General features: G+C 38.1%; 15 protein-coding genes. 13 read left to right on the forward strand and 2 right to left on the reverse strand.

The features are described from left to right. The first annotated feature begins 49 nt into the window (after positions 1-49). Together IPP32_07705 and IPP32_07710 are read left to right on the forward strand one after the other, a co-directional pair. A complete protein-coding gene (locus IPP32_07705; GenBank protein MBL0047961.1) occupies positions 50-1435 on the forward strand; it encodes a hypothetical protein in 1386 nt (461 codons plus the stop codon). Positions 1436-1468: 33 nt separating this feature from the next. After that, a complete protein-coding gene (locus IPP32_07710; GenBank protein ID MBL0047962.1) occupies positions 1469-2752 on the forward strand; it encodes a hypothetical protein in 1284 nt (427 codons plus the stop codon). Here the strand turns inward: IPP32_07710 and nhaD are convergent. After that, positions 2749-4014: a sodium:proton antiporter NhaD gene (gene nhaD / locus IPP32_07715; protein MBL0047963.1), complete on the reverse strand. Its 1266-nt coding sequence runs from the start codon at positions 4012-4014 to the stop codon at positions 2749-2751. The two genes, IPP32_07710 and nhaD, sit on opposite strands and share 4 nt — an antisense overlap. 159 nt (positions 4015-4173) lie before the next feature. On the opposite strand from nhaD, the gene IPP32_07720 reads away from it, so the two are divergent. From IPP32_07720 to raiA, 8 genes are all read left to right on the forward strand, one after another. Beyond that, complete coding sequence (locus tag IPP32_07720) at positions 4174-5664, forward strand: amino acid permease (GenBank protein ID MBL0047964.1); 1491 nt, start codon at positions 4174-4176, stop codon at positions 5662-5664. A gap of 4 nt (positions 5665-5668) precedes the next feature. Continuing rightward, entirely contained in the window at positions 5669-7102 is a 1434-nt protein-coding gene (locus tag IPP32_07725) for an amino acid permease (protein MBL0047965.1), read from the forward strand. Between the two features lie 129 nt (positions 7103-7231). Beyond that, complete coding sequence (locus tag IPP32_07730) at positions 7232-8206, forward strand: helix-hairpin-helix domain-containing protein (GenBank protein MBL0047966.1); 975 nt, start codon at positions 7232-7234, stop codon at positions 8204-8206. Between the two features lie 66 nt (positions 8207-8272). Continuing rightward, positions 8273-8800, forward strand: coding sequence for an adenine phosphoribosyltransferase (locus IPP32_07735; protein MBL0047967.1), 528 nt, complete (start codon positions 8273-8275; stop codon positions 8798-8800). Positions 8801-8858: 58 nt separating this feature from the next. Next, positions 8859-9998, forward strand: a complete 1140-nt coding sequence (locus IPP32_07740; GenBank protein MBL0047968.1) for an acyl-CoA dehydrogenase family protein — start codon at positions 8859-8861, stop codon at positions 9996-9998. Between the two features lie 64 nt (positions 9999-10062). Beyond that, entirely contained in the window at positions 10063-10260 is a 198-nt protein-coding gene (locus IPP32_07745) for a 30S ribosomal protein S21 (protein ID MBL0047969.1), read from the forward strand. A 75-nt stretch (positions 10261-10335) separates the two neighbouring features. After that, positions 10336-11214, forward strand: coding sequence for a tyrosine-type recombinase/integrase (locus IPP32_07750; GenBank protein ID MBL0047970.1), 879 nt, complete (start codon positions 10336-10338; stop codon positions 11212-11214). Positions 11215-11268: 54 nt separating this feature from the next. Beyond that, on the forward strand, positions 11269-11568 hold the full coding sequence (raiA, locus tag IPP32_07755) for a ribosome-associated translation inhibitor RaiA (protein ID MBL0047971.1): 300 nt from the start codon (positions 11269-11271) through the stop codon (positions 11566-11568). Positions 11569-11660: 92 nt separating this feature from the next. Here the strand turns inward: raiA and IPP32_07760 are convergent, their stop codons facing one another. Next, positions 11661-12299: an MBL fold metallo-hydrolase gene (locus tag IPP32_07760; protein MBL0047972.1), complete on the reverse strand. Its 639-nt coding sequence runs from the start codon at positions 12297-12299 to the stop codon at positions 11661-11663. 101 nt (positions 12300-12400) lie between these two features. Here IPP32_07760 and IPP32_07765 point away from each other — a divergent pair, with 101 nt between their 5' ends. The 3 genes from IPP32_07765 to IPP32_07775 all read left to right on the forward strand — a co-directional run bounded on the left by IPP32_07765 (position 12401) and on the right by IPP32_07775 (position 17438). Continuing rightward, complete coding sequence (locus tag IPP32_07765; protein ID MBL0047973.1) at positions 12401-15754, forward strand: PD40 domain-containing protein; 3354 nt, start codon at positions 12401-12403, stop codon at positions 15752-15754. Positions 15755-15774: 20 nt separating this feature from the next. Further along, positions 15775-16137: a sulfite exporter TauE/SafE family protein gene (locus IPP32_07770; protein MBL0047974.1), complete on the forward strand. Its 363-nt coding sequence runs from the start codon at positions 15775-15777 to the stop codon at positions 16135-16137. 71 nt (positions 16138-16208) lie between these two features. Continuing rightward, entirely contained in the window at positions 16209-17438 is a 1230-nt protein-coding gene (locus IPP32_07775; GenBank protein ID MBL0047975.1) for an amidohydrolase, read from the forward strand. The last annotated feature ends 4 nt before the right edge of the window (positions 17439-17442 follow it).

Here is a 17442-nt window from a genome sequence, read left to right on the forward strand (position 1 = left end):
AAAAGAAATTACTTTTGCCTAAAATTAAATTATCTTACTAAAATCAAGTATGAGTTGGCTACATGGTTTGCTTACCGCGTTAAATGAAGAGGAGCTTTTACAACTCAATAAACTGAGGTTAATTGGCAAGGAGCGTGAAGTTTTAAATGCCTTACTTCGATACACCTGCGATGAAATTCCAAGTCCGGAGGAAATCTGTTCCCAATTGCAAATCACACAAAGTCATTATTATAAAATTAATTCCATACTTCTGGATAAATTATATGCTCATTTTGTCCCACAAGGATCCTATGAATTATTATTATGGCTGCGTAGAAAAGAGCTTTATCCAATTCTCAAAAATGAAATCAAGGATCAATTAAAAGGCAAACACGCGAGTCCATATTATTTAAATCTGTTTCGCATGTTGATTGATTTACCGTACAAATTTTATGATGATAGACTCACAAAAGAGGTAGGTAATGCTTATCTAGGAGCGCTAGAAAAACGAAGCCTATCGGACGATAAATATGTTACTTTTCATTTGCTTTTTGCCGATTGCAATAGATATGCTGCCAGTAAAAACCCGGCTAAAAAATTTGGGTATAGCGAAGCGGATCTCTTAAAAATGGAAAATGAGTTGACAAGTAGCGAACATTTTTTAGCACGCTATTATTTGTACCGAACACTTTGTAATTTTTATAAATATTATCGGAAGGATGCTGTCTTGTCGCTTAGCTACTTGGAAAAGGCAATACAGTTGAAGGATAAGATTGCGGAGTTTTTTCCCATTAATATTCATCAATTTTTGCGCTTGCTTTACGCAGATGCTTTATTGGGTTTTAACAATGAGCAAGCTGCTTTCGATTTATATCAGGAAGTTTTTAAGGAAGGCATTGATCAGGCCATGTATGGATTTTATTATCACTGCGAACAGTATGCGATCAGTGCCATACTTTTAAAAAAATACGAAAAAGCGGAAGAATTGGCGGCAACTTATTTTGATGATTGCATACATAAAAAGAACGATATTTATGCTACAAGAGGAGCGCTTACTTATGCAAAATTGTATTTAAGTATTGGTGAGTTTAAAAAAGCACTTCAGTATATTCAACTGGGGATGGAGATTAATGAAAAATCGTTTTACCTTCCTTTCGAGATTCAATTGCGGGCTTTGGAAAATATTTATTTTTTCTTTCAAGGCGATTTTGATTTTGCAAAACAACTTTCCTTGCGAAACACGAAATACATTATCAATCAAAAATCGGAAGAATTACACAAGAATTACCGCCACTTTTTTAAAATGATTGCCGCATTAATCAACTGTATCGAGCAAAGGAAGGAACTATCTGCTTCCTTGCAAGTGGAATGCAAAAGCATACATGATCAACTTCGGAATCTTTATTGTGACTTAATTCCAATGATGCAAGCCCGTTTAATGAAAAAAAGGATCTGAAATTTTGTATTTTTATATGCTTCTTCAAGCCAAATGAAAAAAAGTGTACTGAATTTACTGCTGCTCCTTATCTCCACAAGCTGTTTTTCGCAAGGCAATTGGACCGCTGTTGCCGGCAGCCCTTCAAGCACTTTAGGTCGTTTTGACGATGTGTCATTTATTAACGATACGGTAGGGTGGACCGGGCAAGATGGGACCATTTATAAAACAATTGACGGTGGCAATACCTGGACGCCAACTTGCACTTTTCAACCGGGTGCCTATATCAGAAGTATTGAATTTATTAACGATACGCTCGGATTTGTAGGTACGTTGCCCGACGCTGTCCCGGCACACTTGTATCAAACCTCCGATGGGGGCAATTCTTTTTTTATAATTGATACTGCTATTTCAGCTGCACACGATGGTATTTGTGGATTGGCACATATTGGAAATGTAATAATAGGTGTAGGAGTTTATGCCGAACCTGCAAAATTCATTAAATCATCCAATGGGGGTAAAACATGGGCACTTACTGATATGAGTGCCTTTGCATCCGGACTGGTGGAATGTCAAATGCTCGACACGAATACCTATATTCTTGGCGGAATTGGTTTGGCTCCTAATAAAAAGGCTGTAATTTTAAAAACTAACGATGGGGGATTAAATTGGGTGCAAGTTGGAATTTCAGCTTTTAATACTACCTATTCCTGGAAAATAGACATGCTGCCAAGTGGCGTGGGTTATGCAGCTGTTGAAAATTTTGGGAATGCAAGCTTTTTTAAAACATCCGACTTTGGAACAACATGGACAGAACATTCAACGGGTTTATCACAAATGTTTGACATTGGTTCGGTAGGTTTTATTAACGATAGTGTTGGTTGGCTAGGAAAACAACATCAGCAAGGAATGGCTAAAACAACCAACGGCGGATTGAGTTGGACCTATGTAAATTTTGGAGTGAGTGTAAATCGTATTATTCGTTTGAATGCGTCCACTTTACTCGCCTCAGGAAATAAAATCTATAAGAATAATTTTACCTTAAGTACTCCAACCGATAAGGAAACTTATGCGCTTAACTTGCATGAAATTTACGTGCAACCCAATCCTGCCGACAAGGAACTGCAAATACATTTAATTTTAAAATCAAACACGCTGGCGGTGCTCGATGTGCTTGACGAAAAGGGGATTTGTGTGGAACAAATTTGGAAAGGAACACTGCCCAAAGGGGAGCATCAGTTTAAGTTAAATGTTAGCAATTATCCGGCTTCAAACTATCATATTTACTTACGAAGTAATGAAGGGCATTTTGAGAAAAAATTCATAGTTATACATTAAAAAAGGTATGATGTAATAAGGTAAACTGCTGCGCCTGCTAAATAGCCTGCTAGCGCCAAACCGCCAATTTTTTTGAGATACCAACCAAATTCAATTTTTTCCATACCCATCGCAGCAACTCCAGCCGCCGAACCAATAATTAATATACTGCCACCTGTTCCAGCACAATACGCAATAAATTCCCAGAAAAAATCATCCATTTTAAAGTCGTACATTCCCATGCTTGCAGCTACAAGGGGAACATTATCCACCACTGCTGATAAGACCCCGATGGTTAAAGCAATAATCGTTTTACTTTGCGTGAGGGTATTGAGTTGAACTGCAAGTTGACCTAATATTCCGGCCGATTCAAGTGCTGTTATTGCAAGTAATATTCCTAAAAAAAATAGAATACTCGGAACGTCTATTCGTTGCAAAGCAGCAGCAACAGAGTATTGAGCCCTAAATTCTGAATTTTTTGATTTGTGAAGTATTTCGGTCAAAATCCATAACAGACTCAATCCCAATAAAATTCCCATATAAGGTGGCATGCCCGTGAGCAGCTTAAAAACTGGGACGAAGAACAAGAGCGTAAGGGCTGCAAAGAAAACACTATTTTTCTCTATTGGTCGAATGTTCTTTTTAGTTTCATTTTCAATATCCACAGGTGTTTGGACATTACCTTTTAACCGAAAGCTGAGGTAAATAAGAGGAGTAAGCAAACAAATAAGGGAAGGCAAAAATAGTTTAAGCACAATATTAAGTGCTGAAATTTGCCCTCCAATCCAAAGCATTGTGGTTGTAACATCCCCAATTGGAGACCAAGCCCCGCCTGCATTAGCACCAATAATTATCATGCCTGCAAAAAGCATTCTATCGTTCTTATCTTGAATTAGTTTCCGTATCAAAGAAACCATAACGATTGCAGTGGTTAAATTATCGAGTATAGCCGATAAAAAAAATGCAAGTAAACTCACAATCCAAAGCAATCTTACTTTTTTTGTAGTACTGATGCGGCTCACAATAACATCAAAGCCTTGATGCGCATCTACCAACTCAACAATGGTCATGGCACCCAGTAAAAAAAATAAAATTTCAGAAAGACTGCTTAAATGGTGCCCAAGTTCAGGAATGACAAGCATGGGGCCTTTTACACCGGAAAGTATCACCCAACAAAGCACCCCGGTTAACAAGGAGGTGGCAGTCTTGTTAATTTTTATCCAGGATTCGACAACTATAAAAAAATAACCAATAACAAATACAATAATAAGAAGGGCAGTCATAATCAGTTTTGATGTAATGGCAAATATAATTTTTTTGTACTTGGGAGCTCTTATAATCAGTCAGTAATCTTTGAGCTCTAGTTGTTGCACTGATTAAAAGCATCCAATCAATTTTTTTTTATATTAGCCCATTATTAACCTAAAACAATTTCATTCTGTATGGCAAACCTGTGGATAAAAAAAACAATTAGCTCCTTGCAAGTTGAATCGTCTGAAGAGCACGGTGGATTGCGAAGAACGCTCGGGGCTCGTTCATTGGTTGCCTTGGGTATAGGCGCAATAATTGGAGCAGGCTTGTTTTCCATAACCGGAGGAGCAGCGGGTTACAACGCAGGACCTGCAGTAACCATCTCATTTGTTATTGCAGCAGTTGCATGCGGTTTTGCTGGATTATGTTACGCTGAATTTGCTTCGATGATTCCGGTAGCGGGAAGTGCTTACACCTATTCTTATGCTACCATGGGAGAGTTTATTGCATGGATTATTGGTTGGGATTTAGTGTTAGAGTATGCAGTTGGTGCCGCAACGGTAGCTATAAGTTGGTCGAGGTATTTTACAAAATTTTTAGGTTATTACGATATTCATTTGCCCGCCCAATTCAGCATGTCTCCTTTTGATTCAGCCACTTTAGCCGACGGATCGGTGGTGCATGGAATGATTAATTTTCCGGCTATATTTATCGTAGTGTTAATGTCGCTTTTGCTCGTAAGAGGAACAAGAGAATCAGCAGCGGTTAACAACATTATTGTTGCCTTAAAAGTGGCCGTTGTATTAATTTTTATAACCTTGGGATGGGGTTTCATCAACTCCGCCAATTATCAACCATATATACCTGCTAATACCGGCGATTTTGGAAGTTTTGGATGGAGTGGTATCGTGCGTGCTGCTGGTATAATTTTCTTTGCTTATATTGGATTTGATGCGGTATCCACTGCTGCACAGGAAGCTAAAAATCCAAAGCGAGATATGCCAATTGGCATTTTGCTATCCTTATTTATTTGTACCATCCTCTATATTTTATTTGCCCACGTTATGACCGGTGTTGCAAATTATACCAGTTTTCAAGGTGCCGATGGCATTGCTCCGGTTGCAGTAGCAATCGACCATATGGGAACTGCTGGTGCCGATGGAGTTATCGTACCAGCTTACCCTTGGTTGAATAAAGCAATAATCATTGCCATTCTTGCCGGCTACTCTTCGGTGATTATGGTTATGCTCTTAGGTCAATCACGTGTCTTTTTCTCCATGTCGAAAGATGGGCTATTGCCAAAAGTATTCTCAAACGTGCATCCTAAATTTGGAACTCCGGCAAAATCAAATTTATTATTTATGTTGTTTGTGAGTTTGTTTGCTGCTTTTGTGCCTGCTCGTGTGGTAGGTGAAATGACCAGCATTGGAACATTACTGGCTTTTGTTTTAGTATGTGTTGGAGTAATTGTATTACGCAAAAAGCAACCCGATTTACCGCGGGCTTTTAAAACACCACTGGTGCCCTTGGTTCCAATCCTTGGAATTTTATCCTGCTTGGCTATGATGCTTGCATTGCCTGGTGACACATGGTTGCGGTTAATTATTTGGTTGGCTATTGGCTTTGTTATTTATTTTGGCTACAGCATAAAAAATAGCAAGCTCAATAATCCCGGGAAATAACGCTATGGCTGAACAAACTGAACTAAAACGCAGTCTTGGTTTATTGGATGCAACGAGCATAGTTGCAGGCTCCATGATTGGCAGCGGAATTTTTATTGTGAGCACTTTTATGGCACGCGATATTGGTTCATCCGGTTATTTACTTTTGCTTTGGGTGATTACCGGATTCATAACAGTTACAGCCGCTTTAAGTTATGGCGAATTAGCAGGAATGATGCCCAATGCAGGCGGACAATACGTTTACATTCAGCGCGCCTACGGGAAATTAACTTCCTTTTTATATGGGTGGACCGTTTTTACAGTAATACAAACCGGAGTAATTGCAGCTGTTGCAGTGGCTTTTGCAAAGTATACCGCTGTGTTTTTTCCCGGCTTAACTGCCGATTTTGTCTCCCTTTCTACAAGCTTTAAAATTAGTTACGCTCAATTATTGGCGATGGCTTTAATTGTGTTTCTTACCTTTATTAATGCTCAAGGAATTCAAAGCGGTAAAGTAGTGCAACTTGTTTTTACTTCAGCCAAACTTATTGCCTTGTTTGCATTAATCGTGTTGGGATTGGCATGGGGATTTAAGAGCGATACACTTGCACAAAATTTTTCGAACATGTGGGCGGCTTCTAAAACAACTGTCGAAAATGGCTCAGTTCATATTTTGCCTTTAACAGGATTTGCACTTATGGGTGCCATGGGTGCAACCATAATTAATTCGCTGTTTAGCAGCGATGCATGGAACAATGTTACGTTTATAGCAGGGGAAATAAAGGATCCACAAAAAAATATTCCGCGGAGTTTGTTTTTAGGAACGCTAATCGTTACAGTAATTTATATCTTGGCAAATGTCGCCTACCTTGCCTTGCTGCCCTTGCATGGTGATCCTACCGGTGCTGATGCTTATGCACAAGGAATTCAATTTGCAAGTAATGATCGTGTGGGAACAGCTGCTGCATCTATTATTTTTGACAACAATGCTTTGTACCTTATGGCAGCGCTAATTATGGTATCTACATTTGGCTGTAACAATGGAATTATTTTAGCCGGTGCACGTTTATTTTATGCCATGAGCAAAGATGGATTGTTTTTTAAACAAGCAGAAAAGCTCAATAAAAATCAAGTGCCTGCATTTGCATTAGTGGTGCAATGCGTGTGGGCATGTTTATTGTGCTTATCAGGAAAATACAGCGATTTGCTAACCTATGCGACTTTTGCATCGCTGCTTTTTTATATGCTTACCATTGGTGGTATTTTTATCCTTCGAAAGAAGGAACCAAATACACCAAGGCCATACAAAGCATGGGGATATCCTGTGGTTCCAATTCTTTATATAATTATTACGTTGGCTATCTGCATTGATTTAATGATTTACGACACCCGCAATACAGGCCTTGGTTTAGCAATAGTTTTTTTGGGAATTCCGGTTTATTTTCTTCGGAAGAAATAGAATTTCACCTCCATTTTACTTCTTATTATAATTTTGAATGCGATGTAAAAATCATCCTAAAATCACCCTTCGCTCAAATTTATAAGGGCAAAGCCTGCTTTACTTTTGAACCAATTACTTGGGTTCACAATGAAGCAGTTTTTAAAGGATTATTTTACATTTAATAAAGGGGATCGAAATGGTATACTTGTATTGCTATTTCTGATTCTTGCGCTGCTCTTTACGTTAAGCATTCTAAACGCACTTATTCCAACTAAAAAAGTTGATTTTGTTACTTTCGATAACATCTTAAAGGAGTTGGAGGCCGCTGATAAAGGGAATGCACTCTTCTCAGATACCGTTCTACAATCAAGTCAGGTAAAGAATTCAGGCAATTTCAATTCGGGTATTTCCCATTCAAAGCCTGAGCCGCACTTGTTTCCATTTAATCCGAATACTCAAAGCCCTGAAAGTTGGAAGGAATTGGGATTATCGCCCAAACAAATCACCACCATAACCCACTATCAAGAAAAGGGCGGGAAATTTTTTAAAAAGGAGGACCTTAAAAAAATATATGGTATTTCTGAAAGCCTTTATTTGCAATTGGAACCTTTTATTCAGCTACCTGAGAAAGAGAAACGTGATAATTTTGAATCTAATTGGGACAAGCAAAAAGGAGATACACTTAATAAAAGGCAAACATTTGCGCAAAAGCAGGAAACACCTCAGCAGGTTGAACTTAATTCGGCCGATACGGCAGAACTTAAAGCTATTAAAGGAATTGGTTCCGCCTTTGCAAAACGCATCTTAAATTACCGTGAAAAATTAGGTGGTTTTTTATCGTTCAAACAATTGTATGAAGTGTGGGGAGTTGACACCGAAACAGTAAGTAAAATTATACCCCAATTAACACTTAACACAGCAATGGTGCGCAAAATCCCAATCAACCATTGTAATGTGTCGGACCTTAAAAAGCATCCTTACTTAAATTACAATATTGCCAATAACATTGTCCTTTACCGCGACCGACATGGCGATTTTACTAAGCTTCAGGACATCCGTCAGGCGGTTTTGGTAAATGAAGAATTGTTCCGTAAAATTGCACCCTATTTGACTTTGGATTAAGCACTTTTGCGAATCATTTATTACGAGGCAATTGGCACGACTTATTCAGGTCATTATCTATTAAATATGTTGGTAAATAAAATTAAGGCGGCGATTCGCGATGTGAAGGATTTTCCTATTGAAGGAATTATTTTTAAGGACATTACACCAATTTTAGAAGATGCCCGATTGTGTTCCGAAATCATCGATGAATTTGTGCGCAAATTTGCGGATACTAAATTGAATGCTATTGTAGGTGTGGAAAGCCGAGGTTTTTTGTTTGGGATGATGTTGGCCAATAAGTTGGGTGTACCTTTTATTCCTGTGAGGAAGAAGGGTAAGTTGCCCTATAAAACGATTTCGCATAAATACGATTTGGAGTACGGTTCGGCTGAGGTGGAAATGCATTTGGATGTAATTAAGGAAGGTTGGCATGTTCTGGTGCATGATGATTTGCTCGCCACTGGTGGTACTGCTGCTGCAGCTGCCGAATTAATCCAAAAACAAGGCGCATCGGTGGCCGGATTTGCATTTTTAGTTGGTCTCGATTTCCTTAATGGGGATAAAAAAATTACTCCTTATTCAACTAATATAATTAGTTTAGTTACTTATTAATAACCCAAAAAATTAAAACCCAAAATCCATGAGCACTTTAACTGAAGCGCCCGCAGCAATGAATTTTTCACTTAGTGAAAATCAATTAATGATTGCCGATATGATCCGCAAGTTTGGCGAAGAGCATATAAAACCCAAAATGATGGAATGGGATGAAGCCCAAATTTTTCCGGTAGAGGTGTTTAAGAAACTCGGTGAGTTAGGATTGATGGGTGTTTTAGTACCCACCGAATACGGAGGGTCAGGATTTTCATATACCGAATATGTTACTGCCATTGTGGAATTATCTAAAATTTGTGGCTCTATTGGATTGTCGATGGCGGCGCACAATTCATTGTGTACAGGTCATATTCTTCAATTTGGTAACGAAGAACAAAAGAAAAAGTATTTGCCAAAGCTTGCCACAGCCGAATGGATTGGAGCTTGGGGATTAACCGAAACCGCAACCGGTTCGGATGCCGGCGGGATGCTCACGGTAGCGAAGAAGGACGGCGATTACTATATTTTAAATGGTTCAAAAAATTTTATTACCCATGCCATTAGTGGAAACGTTGCGGTAGTAATAACCCGTACCGGCGAAAAAGGCGATTCTCATGGCATGACCGCATTTATTATTGAAAAAGGAACACCAGGCTTTAAATCGGGTAAAAAGGAAAATAAATTGGGAATGCGAGCTTCCGAAACAGCAGAACTTATTTTTGAAGATTGCCGCGTGCACAAGAGCCAAATGTTAGGTAAAGAAGGGGATGGATTTATACAAGCCATGAAAGTATTGGATGGTGGTAGGATATCAATTGCTTCGCTTGCTGTAGGTATTGCTCGTGGTGCCTTTGAAGCTGCATTAAAATATTCGAAAGAACGTCAGCAGTTTGGAAAACCTATTTCACATTTTCAAGGTGTATCCTTTATGTTGGCCGATATGGCAACCGAAATTGAAGCAGCCGAATTACTTACCTTTTTAGCAGCCGATAAAAAGAACCGTGGTTTAAAAATGACCAAAGAAGGAGCATACGCAAAATATTATGCCAGCGAAGTGTGTGTGCGTGCTGCCAATAATGGTGTGCAAATTTTTGGTGGATATGGCTATACAAAAGACTTTCCGGCCGAAAAGTACTACCGCGATTCAAAATTATGCACCATTGGGGAAGGAACCAGCGAAATTCAAAAAATAGTGATTGCCCGTGAAATATTAAAATAATTTGCTCAATTATGATTAATTGTTAATTTTGCAGTCCCAATTTAAAAACGAAAAATAATATAACATGATTATAGTACCCGTTAAAGATGGTGAATCTATTGAGAAATCACTAAAAAAGTTTAAAAAGAAGATTGAAAAAACAGGCATGGTTAGAGAATTGCGTGACCGTCAAAAGTTCACAAAACCATCTGTTGTTAAACGTATGCAAAAAATAAAAGCTGTTTACGTTCAAAAATTACATCAAACAGAAGAAAATTCTTAAGAATTATTTCGCTTTATATTATTTAAAACTTACTTTTGATACAGTTATTGGTATCTGAAGTAAGTTTTTCTTTTTATGGTGAAAGCGCGATTTGTTGAGTACCTCCAATACGAGAAAAGATTCTCTCCTCACACAGTTACTGCTTACAGCAACGACCTCACGCAGTTTTACAATTTTTTAAAAGCCGAATACGACCTGACTGACATTAAAGAAGTAAACCACACCTTTATTAGAACGTGGTTGGTAAAAATGATGGAGCAAGAAATTAGCCCGCGTTCCATAAACCGAAAAATTACTACACTCAAGACATATTATAAGTTTTTACTACGCGAAGGCGAAGTAAGTCTGAACCCTATGTTAAAAATTGTAGCCCCAAAAAATAGCAAAAGGCTGCCAGAATATGTGGAACAGGAAAAAATGGACCGTTTGCTCGATTTTACTGAGTTTAAAGAAGGTTATGAAGGGATGCGTGATAAAATGATTATCGAATTGTTTTATGCAACCGGTATCCGCTTAAGCGAACTCATCAGCTTAAATCACTACTCTTTTGATTTTTATAACAATGCCATTAAAGTGCTCGGAAAACGTAATAAGGAGCGCATCATTCCAATATCTTTTTTCACCAAAGAACAATTGCAGAAATATTTGATGGTGCTTAAAAAGAGTTTTCCCAATGCTGCCTATTTCTTTGTAACCAATAAAGGTGAAAAATTGTATCCTAAATTTGTGTACGATTTGGTTAAGCGCAATTTAGGCAACGTTACCACTGCAAAAAAGAAGAGTCCGCATGTGTTGCGTCACAGTTTTGCAACCAATATGTTAAATAATGGTGCGGAACTCAATGCAATTAAGGAATTACTGGGGCATGCCAGTCTTTCGGCAACCCAAGTATACACGCACAATACGATTAAAAAATTAAAAAATATTCACTCACAAGCCCATCCAAAAGCATGATAAAACTTTACTTGATCAAGTAACAAATTTTAGTATTCACTTAATAACAAAAACATGAAAGTTAAAATTCAATCCATCCACTTCGATGCGGACAAAAAATTGCTGGATTTTATAACCGAAAAAATGGATAAACTCCTGCATTTTTATGACCACATCATACAGAGTGAAGTGTTTTTAAAAATCGACAAGTCAGACGATAGTTCAAACAAAATTGCCGAGATACGAATTCATATTCCGGGGCAAGAGTTGTTTGCTAAAAAGCAGTGTAAAACATTTGAAGAGGCTGTGGATACTGCGATTGATGCTTTAAGTAAGCAAGTAATTAAGCACAAGGAAAAGATTAAAAGTATTTAATTGCTATAAATTTAATAGGAACCGTTCAGAAGAAATTTTGAGCGGCTTTTTTGTAAATACTCCCCTCAGTGGTCGGACCACTGAGTTTAAAATTAATTCAAAAATGGATTGTTCTTCTTTTCAAACCCTATGGTAGTAGTTGGCCCATGTCCGGGATATACGATAAAATCATCCGGTAAGGAAAATAATTTGGTGCGAATACTCGTTAACAATTGTGCGTGATTACCTCCCGGTAGGTCAGTCCGGCCAATGCTTTGATAAAAAAGTACATCGCCGCCAATGATGAATTTATGCGCCCGGTTGTAAAAGCAAATACTTCCCATGGAATGGCCCGGGGTAAATACAATTTCGAGTTGAGTGTTTCCAAATGTTACGATATCGCCTTCGTTCAAAAATACTTTTGGCTGAGGAGATTCTTCATACTCTATGGCAAAAATGGCTGCTGAAACCGTCCCGCTGGCAAGGGTTTTCAAATCGTTCTCATTCATTTCCAAGTCTAGCTGATAGGTATCAGCAACAAATTTATTGCCCAATATATGGTCAATATGGGTATGGGTGTTAAGTAATTTTACCGGCTTGAGTTTATTTTTAGAAATAAAATCTTGAAGTGTTTTTCGCTCAGTGGCATTGCTGCATCCCGGGTCAACTATGGCACATGCTAGGGTTTCATCAAAAAGTAAATACGTGTTTTCCTGAAAAGGATTAAAGGTAAAAGGTTGTATGGTTATCATATCGTTCTAAAAAGTGGGTGCAAAAGTAAGCTTTAACATTTGTGAATGCTGCTCTAAGCAAAATTAATTACCTTAGCTACCTATAATTTTGAGAAGCATTTATGCGATTGGCAATCAAAAAATGGTTTAATAGCGCCATTTTATTTACTTTCCTTTTAGGTTCAACAGTTCAGGCACAGTTCTATAATGGATTGCAAATGGAGTTTGGAAAGAACCGCATTCAATACAACGATTTTTTGTGGCAAAGTATGAAGTTTGAAAAGTTTGATACCTACTTTTACTTAGGAGGTAAGGAACTGGCCGTGTTTACTGCGCAAGTAGCACAAAAAAATATGGATGATTTGGAAAAATTGTTCGATTATACGATTGATGAAAAGATTCAATTCATAATTTATAACAAGTTATCTGATTTTCGGCAAAGCAACATAGGTATTGCAGTGAGCGATCAATTTAACATTGGCGGACAAACCCGCTTGGTAGGCTCAAAAGTGATTATTTACAACGAAGGCGATCATAAAAAACTGGAGCATCAAATTCGTGCAGGTATTGCGGATGTGCTTATGAGTCAAATTATGTATGGCGGAAACTGGAAAGAAAAATTGCGAAACAGTACACTTCTTAATCTACCTGATTGGTATGTAAAAGGTTTGGTGCAATTTGTGGCAGAAGATTGGAATCCAGAAATTGATAACCGGACACGCGACGGCATTTGCACAGGTAAATACCGTAAATTTAATAGACTCGAAGGTATTGACGCTATTAATGCTGGACATTCTCTTTGGAATTATGTGGCACAAACGTATGGTAAAGCTGTTATTCCAAATATCTTATACATGACAAGTGTAAGCAGGAATATGGAAAGCGGATTTTATTTTGTGCTCGGTGTATCTTTAAAAAATTTATTTCGTGATTATCAAAATTATTATTCAGGCCGTTATGCGTTAACCGAAAGAAGTACATTAAGTCCCGCTAAGGAATTTAGTGGTGTGAAACGACCCAAGCAGTTTAAAACCATTACCCAGTTTAAGATCAGTCCGGATGGTAAATATGCAACCTATGTAACCAATCAAATGGGGCAATACAAATTGTTTGTATACAACTATGAAAAAGGGAAAGCAAAAAAAATAATGAAGGTTGGGAAAAAGCTCGATCGCATTAATGATTATTCTTATCCGCTTATTGCTTGGCATCCAACCAGCGAATTGTTTGCGATTATTACCGAAGAAAAGGGCGAAGTAGCTTTGACCTACTACAACATCGAAAGGAAAAAAAAGGAAAAGCATCCGCCTTTGTACGACTTTGATAAGGTATTGGATTTAGCTTATTCTGACGATGGTAAAAACATTGTTTTTTCGGCGGTGAAAGATGGCAGTACGGATATTTACAATTATGGTGTAGCAGCTAATACAGCTGTTCCTATAACTCAGGATGCCTATGATGACTTAAATCCGCGCTTTGTAAATAAATCCACACAAATTGTTTTTTCATCCAACCGAAATACAGATACACTCCGTATTGGTGACGAATTGAGTAAACGACCAGCTGCACTCACACATGACTTGTTTATTTATGATTTGAAATCAAAATCAAAAGTATTGAAACGCTATACAAACACACCAAATGTTAATGAGCGGTATCCGGTGCAATTTGATAAAGAGCGCATTGCTTACTTAGGAGACAATAATGGAATAATAAATCGCTATGTGGCGCAGTACGACAGCAGTTTAACTTTTGTTGATACTACTGAACATTATCGTTATTTTACGGTATCGAAGCCACTTACCAATACCTCTCGAAATATTTTGGAACAGGATTTTAATCCCGAATCAAAAAAGTATTCTCAAGTAGTTTTTTATAATGGTAAATACCGCTTGTACGAGGGAACGTATGACGATACCAAAGCACAATCGGATATTAAACTATTTGCTCCCAAAAACGCTGAAACAGCAGTGGGATTGGCTAATTCTGATACGTTAACTAAACCGCGTAAACACATTAAGCCGGTAAAAGTTTATGTGGAGCCCGAAGAAAAGCAAGCCAAGGATGGTAAAATTGACATTAATAATTATCGTTTTGAATCAGAGGGAAACAGTGCTCAGAACAGTGCAAAGCAAGAGGTGCCAAAATCGAATAAAGTAGTAATTAAAATTGGTGAAAGTCAGGATACAAGCCGCAATACGCGTACTACTTTTTTATCTAACCAATCCTTAAGTATACTTCCGACAGCAAGTGGCAATGTATTAGAGATTCCTAAACAACGAAACTATAATTTGATATTTAATGTTGATCAAGTTGTATCGCAATTGGATTATGGTTTTTTGAATTCCAATTATCAAAAATTTACCGGAAGTGCAGTTTATTTTAATCCCGGATTGAATGGATTGTTAAAAATTGGAATAAGTGATTTGTTTGAAGATTATCGCTTTGTTGGTGCCATGCGCCTTTCGGCAGATTTAAAAAGCAATGAGTTTTTTGTGAGTTACGAAAATAGGGTGCACCGATGGGACAAGCAATTTGTGTTGCACCGTCAGAGTTTTCCGGTTGTGCGTTCGGCAGGAGCTCCTAAGGTGCTGACACAGCAGGCAAAGTATATTTTAAAATATCCATTTAGCGAGGTGGCAAGTGTACGTGGAAGTATTGCTTACCGCAATGATCGCTTAACTTTTTTATCGTCTGATTTGCAAGGTTTAAAACAAGCTACTCAATATGAAAATTGGGGCATTGCTAAATTGGAGTATGTGTTTGATAATACGATTAACAAAGGTCTGAATTTATACAATGGCACCCGGTTCAAAATTTTTGGAGAGTATTTTAATCAACTCAATAAGAACAAAGTTAATATGTCGGTATTGGGATTTGATGTGCGACATTATCGAAAAATTCACCGCAGTTTAATTTGGGCAAATCGCTTGGCGGCATCCACTTCTTTTGGAAAACAAAAATTGGTGTATTATCTCGGAAGTGTCGACAATTGGCTAAATGTGGGGCGATACAGCACCTTCAATGATAAACAAGCCATCGATTATTCGCAGAATTATGGGTATCAAACATTGGCAACCAACCTTCGTGGGTTTAACCAAAACATTCGAAACGGTAATAGTTTTGCGGTCTTAAACAGTGAAATTCGATTCCCTATTTTTAATTATTTATTTAACCGTCCTCTCAAAAGCGATTTTTTAAACAACTTTCAACTTATTGGTTTTGGGGATGTAGGTGCTGCTTGGACAGGCAAATCGCCCTACTCTAACGACAATTCATTTAATACCGAAACGATTTCGCAACAGCCCATTAAAGTTTTCTTAAAAAGCCAACGCGAACCGATTGTGGGTGGATATGGATTTGGTTTACGAAGCCGTTTGTTTGGATATTTTATTCGCGCCGATTGGGCATGGGGAGTGGAGGACGGAGAAGTAAAACCATATATATTTTACCTTTCATTTAGTTTGGATTTTTAACGATGCAAAAGAAAACAACTATGAATGCAATTTTAATTTTACTTGCCATTGGCTTAGCTGCCGGTATGCTAAGTGGCTTGGTAGGAGTAGGGGGAGGAATAATTATTGTGCCGGTACTTGTTTTTTTTCTGGGATATACTCAGCACCACGCACAAGGAACCACTTTGTTTTTGTTTATGCTGCCGGTTGGCGTTTTAGGAGTTTACAATTACTATAAAGCCGGTAATGTCGACTTTAAAGCAGCCTTAATTATCGGATGTACCTTTCTAGTTGGAAGTTATATTGGATCAAAAGCTGCCTTAGCTTTGGATCAAAACACTGTAAAAAAGTTATTCGGAATATTAATTTTCATTGTGTCATTGAGAATGATATTCGGAAAGTAATTGATTGTTCAATCTGTTGCACGCTTGACCCTTTGCCCAACATTTAACTATATTTCTATTTCGCACGCTTCATGAAACATATTCTTGAAAAGATTAAATTGCGCAGCAATGAACTGCTTCATGAAGTAAGCTTGATTCGGAGGCACCTCCATGCGCACCCTGAACTTTCTTTTCAAGAATTTGAAACTTCTGCTTATGTATGTGAAAAGCTTAAGGAGTATGGAGTTGAGTATACTTCGGGTTGGGTGAAAACCGGAATTGTGGCATTGGTGAAAGGAAAAAATCCGGAGAAAAAAGTAATTGCATTGCGTTCTGATTTGGACGCACTCCCAATAGTAGAAGAAAGTAAAGTTCCTTATTGTTCCACTAATGTTGGTGTGATGCATGCTTGTGGGCACGATGTGCATACTGCCTGTTTGCTGGGAGTTGCCAAAATTCTCAACGAATTAAAAGACGAGTTTGAAGGGACCGTAAAATTTATCTTTCAGCCCGGTGAAGAAAAACTTCCGGGAGGCGCCTCACTAATGATTCGTGAAGGAGTGCTTGAAAATCCGCAGCCAAGTGCAATTTTGGGACAACATGTTACGCCTCAATTGGAGCATGGACAAGTAGGTTTTCGGTCCGGAATGTATATGGCATCCGCAGATGAACTTTATCTTACCGTTACCGGTAAGGGGGGACACGCTGCATTACCGGCGCATTACAATAATCCCTTGCTCATTGCTTCAAAAATTTTATTGGCTTTGCAAGAAGAATTTATGACGGATAAGCTTGGATTAAACCAACACATTGGTTCTGAAAAGGAGGTAATACCAACGGTTTTGGCCTTTGGAAAAGTAACAGCCGCCGGAGCTACCAACGTAATTCCTGAAAAAGTTTTTATGGAAGGTACCTTCCGCACTTTCGATGAAGCCTGGCGCGCAGATGCTCATAAGCGAATGAAGGAGATTGCTGAAACAATTGCCAAAGAGATGAATGGAGCTTGTGATTTTAGAGTAGAATTGGGCTATCCGTTTTTAGTAAATGATGCTGCTGTTACCGAAAGAGGTAAAGCCGCTGCAATAGAATTTCTTGGTAAAGAAAATGTAATTGATCTGGAATTAAGAATGACTTCCGAGGATTTTGCATTTTATTCTCAGTTAACTCCTGCTTGCTTTTATAGATTAGGCACCGGAAATAAATCAAAAAATATTGTTGCCAATGTGCACACATCCACTTTTGATGTAGATGAGGCTGCGCTCGAAATAGGAGTTGGCTTAATGTGTTGGATGGCAATTCATGAGCTTTCGATTTCTTCCTAATTCA

Source organism: Bacteroidota bacterium (genome assembly GCA_016721765.1).
Taxonomy (GTDB): Bacteria; Bacteroidota; Bacteroidia; order UBA4408; family UBA4408; genus UBA4408.

Bases quoted from the DNA above. Each gene is read 5' to 3' on its own strand.
- IPP32_07705 (MBL0047961.1), top strand. From the start codon at position 50: ATGAGTTGGCTACATGGTTTGCTTACCGCGTTAAATGAAGAGGAGCTT.
- IPP32_07710 (MBL0047962.1), top strand. From the start codon at position 1,469: ATGAAAAAAAGTGTACTGAATTTACTGCTGCTCCTTATCTCCACAAGC.
- nhaD (MBL0047963.1), bottom strand. From the start codon at position 4,014: ATGACTGCCCTTCTTATTATTGTATTTGTTATTGGTTATTTTTTTATA.
- IPP32_07720 (MBL0047964.1), top strand. From the start codon at position 4,174: ATGGCAAACCTGTGGATAAAAAAAACAATTAGCTCCTTGCAAGTTGAA.
- IPP32_07725 (MBL0047965.1), top strand. From the start codon at position 5,669: ATGGCTGAACAAACTGAACTAAAACGCAGTCTTGGTTTATTGGATGCA.
- IPP32_07730 (MBL0047966.1), top strand. From the start codon at position 7,232: ATGAAGCAGTTTTTAAAGGATTATTTTACATTTAATAAAGGGGATCGA.
- IPP32_07735 (MBL0047967.1), top strand. From the start codon at position 8,273: ATGTTGGTAAATAAAATTAAGGCGGCGATTCGCGATGTGAAGGATTTT.
- IPP32_07740 (MBL0047968.1), top strand. From the start codon at position 8,859: ATGAATTTTTCACTTAGTGAAAATCAATTAATGATTGCCGATATGATC.
- IPP32_07745 (MBL0047969.1), top strand. From the start codon at position 10,063: ATGATTATAGTACCCGTTAAAGATGGTGAATCTATTGAGAAATCACTA.
- IPP32_07750 (MBL0047970.1), top strand. From the start codon at position 10,336: ATGGTGAAAGCGCGATTTGTTGAGTACCTCCAATACGAGAAAAGATTC.
- raiA (MBL0047971.1), top strand. From the start codon at position 11,269: ATGAAAGTTAAAATTCAATCCATCCACTTCGATGCGGACAAAAAATTG.
- IPP32_07760 (MBL0047972.1), bottom strand. From the start codon at position 12,299: ATGATAACCATACAACCTTTTACCTTTAATCCTTTTCAGGAAAACACG.
- IPP32_07765 (MBL0047973.1), top strand. From the start codon at position 12,401: ATGCGATTGGCAATCAAAAAATGGTTTAATAGCGCCATTTTATTTACT.
- IPP32_07770 (MBL0047974.1), top strand. From the start codon at position 15,775: ATGAATGCAATTTTAATTTTACTTGCCATTGGCTTAGCTGCCGGTATG.
- IPP32_07775 (MBL0047975.1), top strand. From the start codon at position 16,209: ATGAAACATATTCTTGAAAAGATTAAATTGCGCAGCAATGAACTGCTT.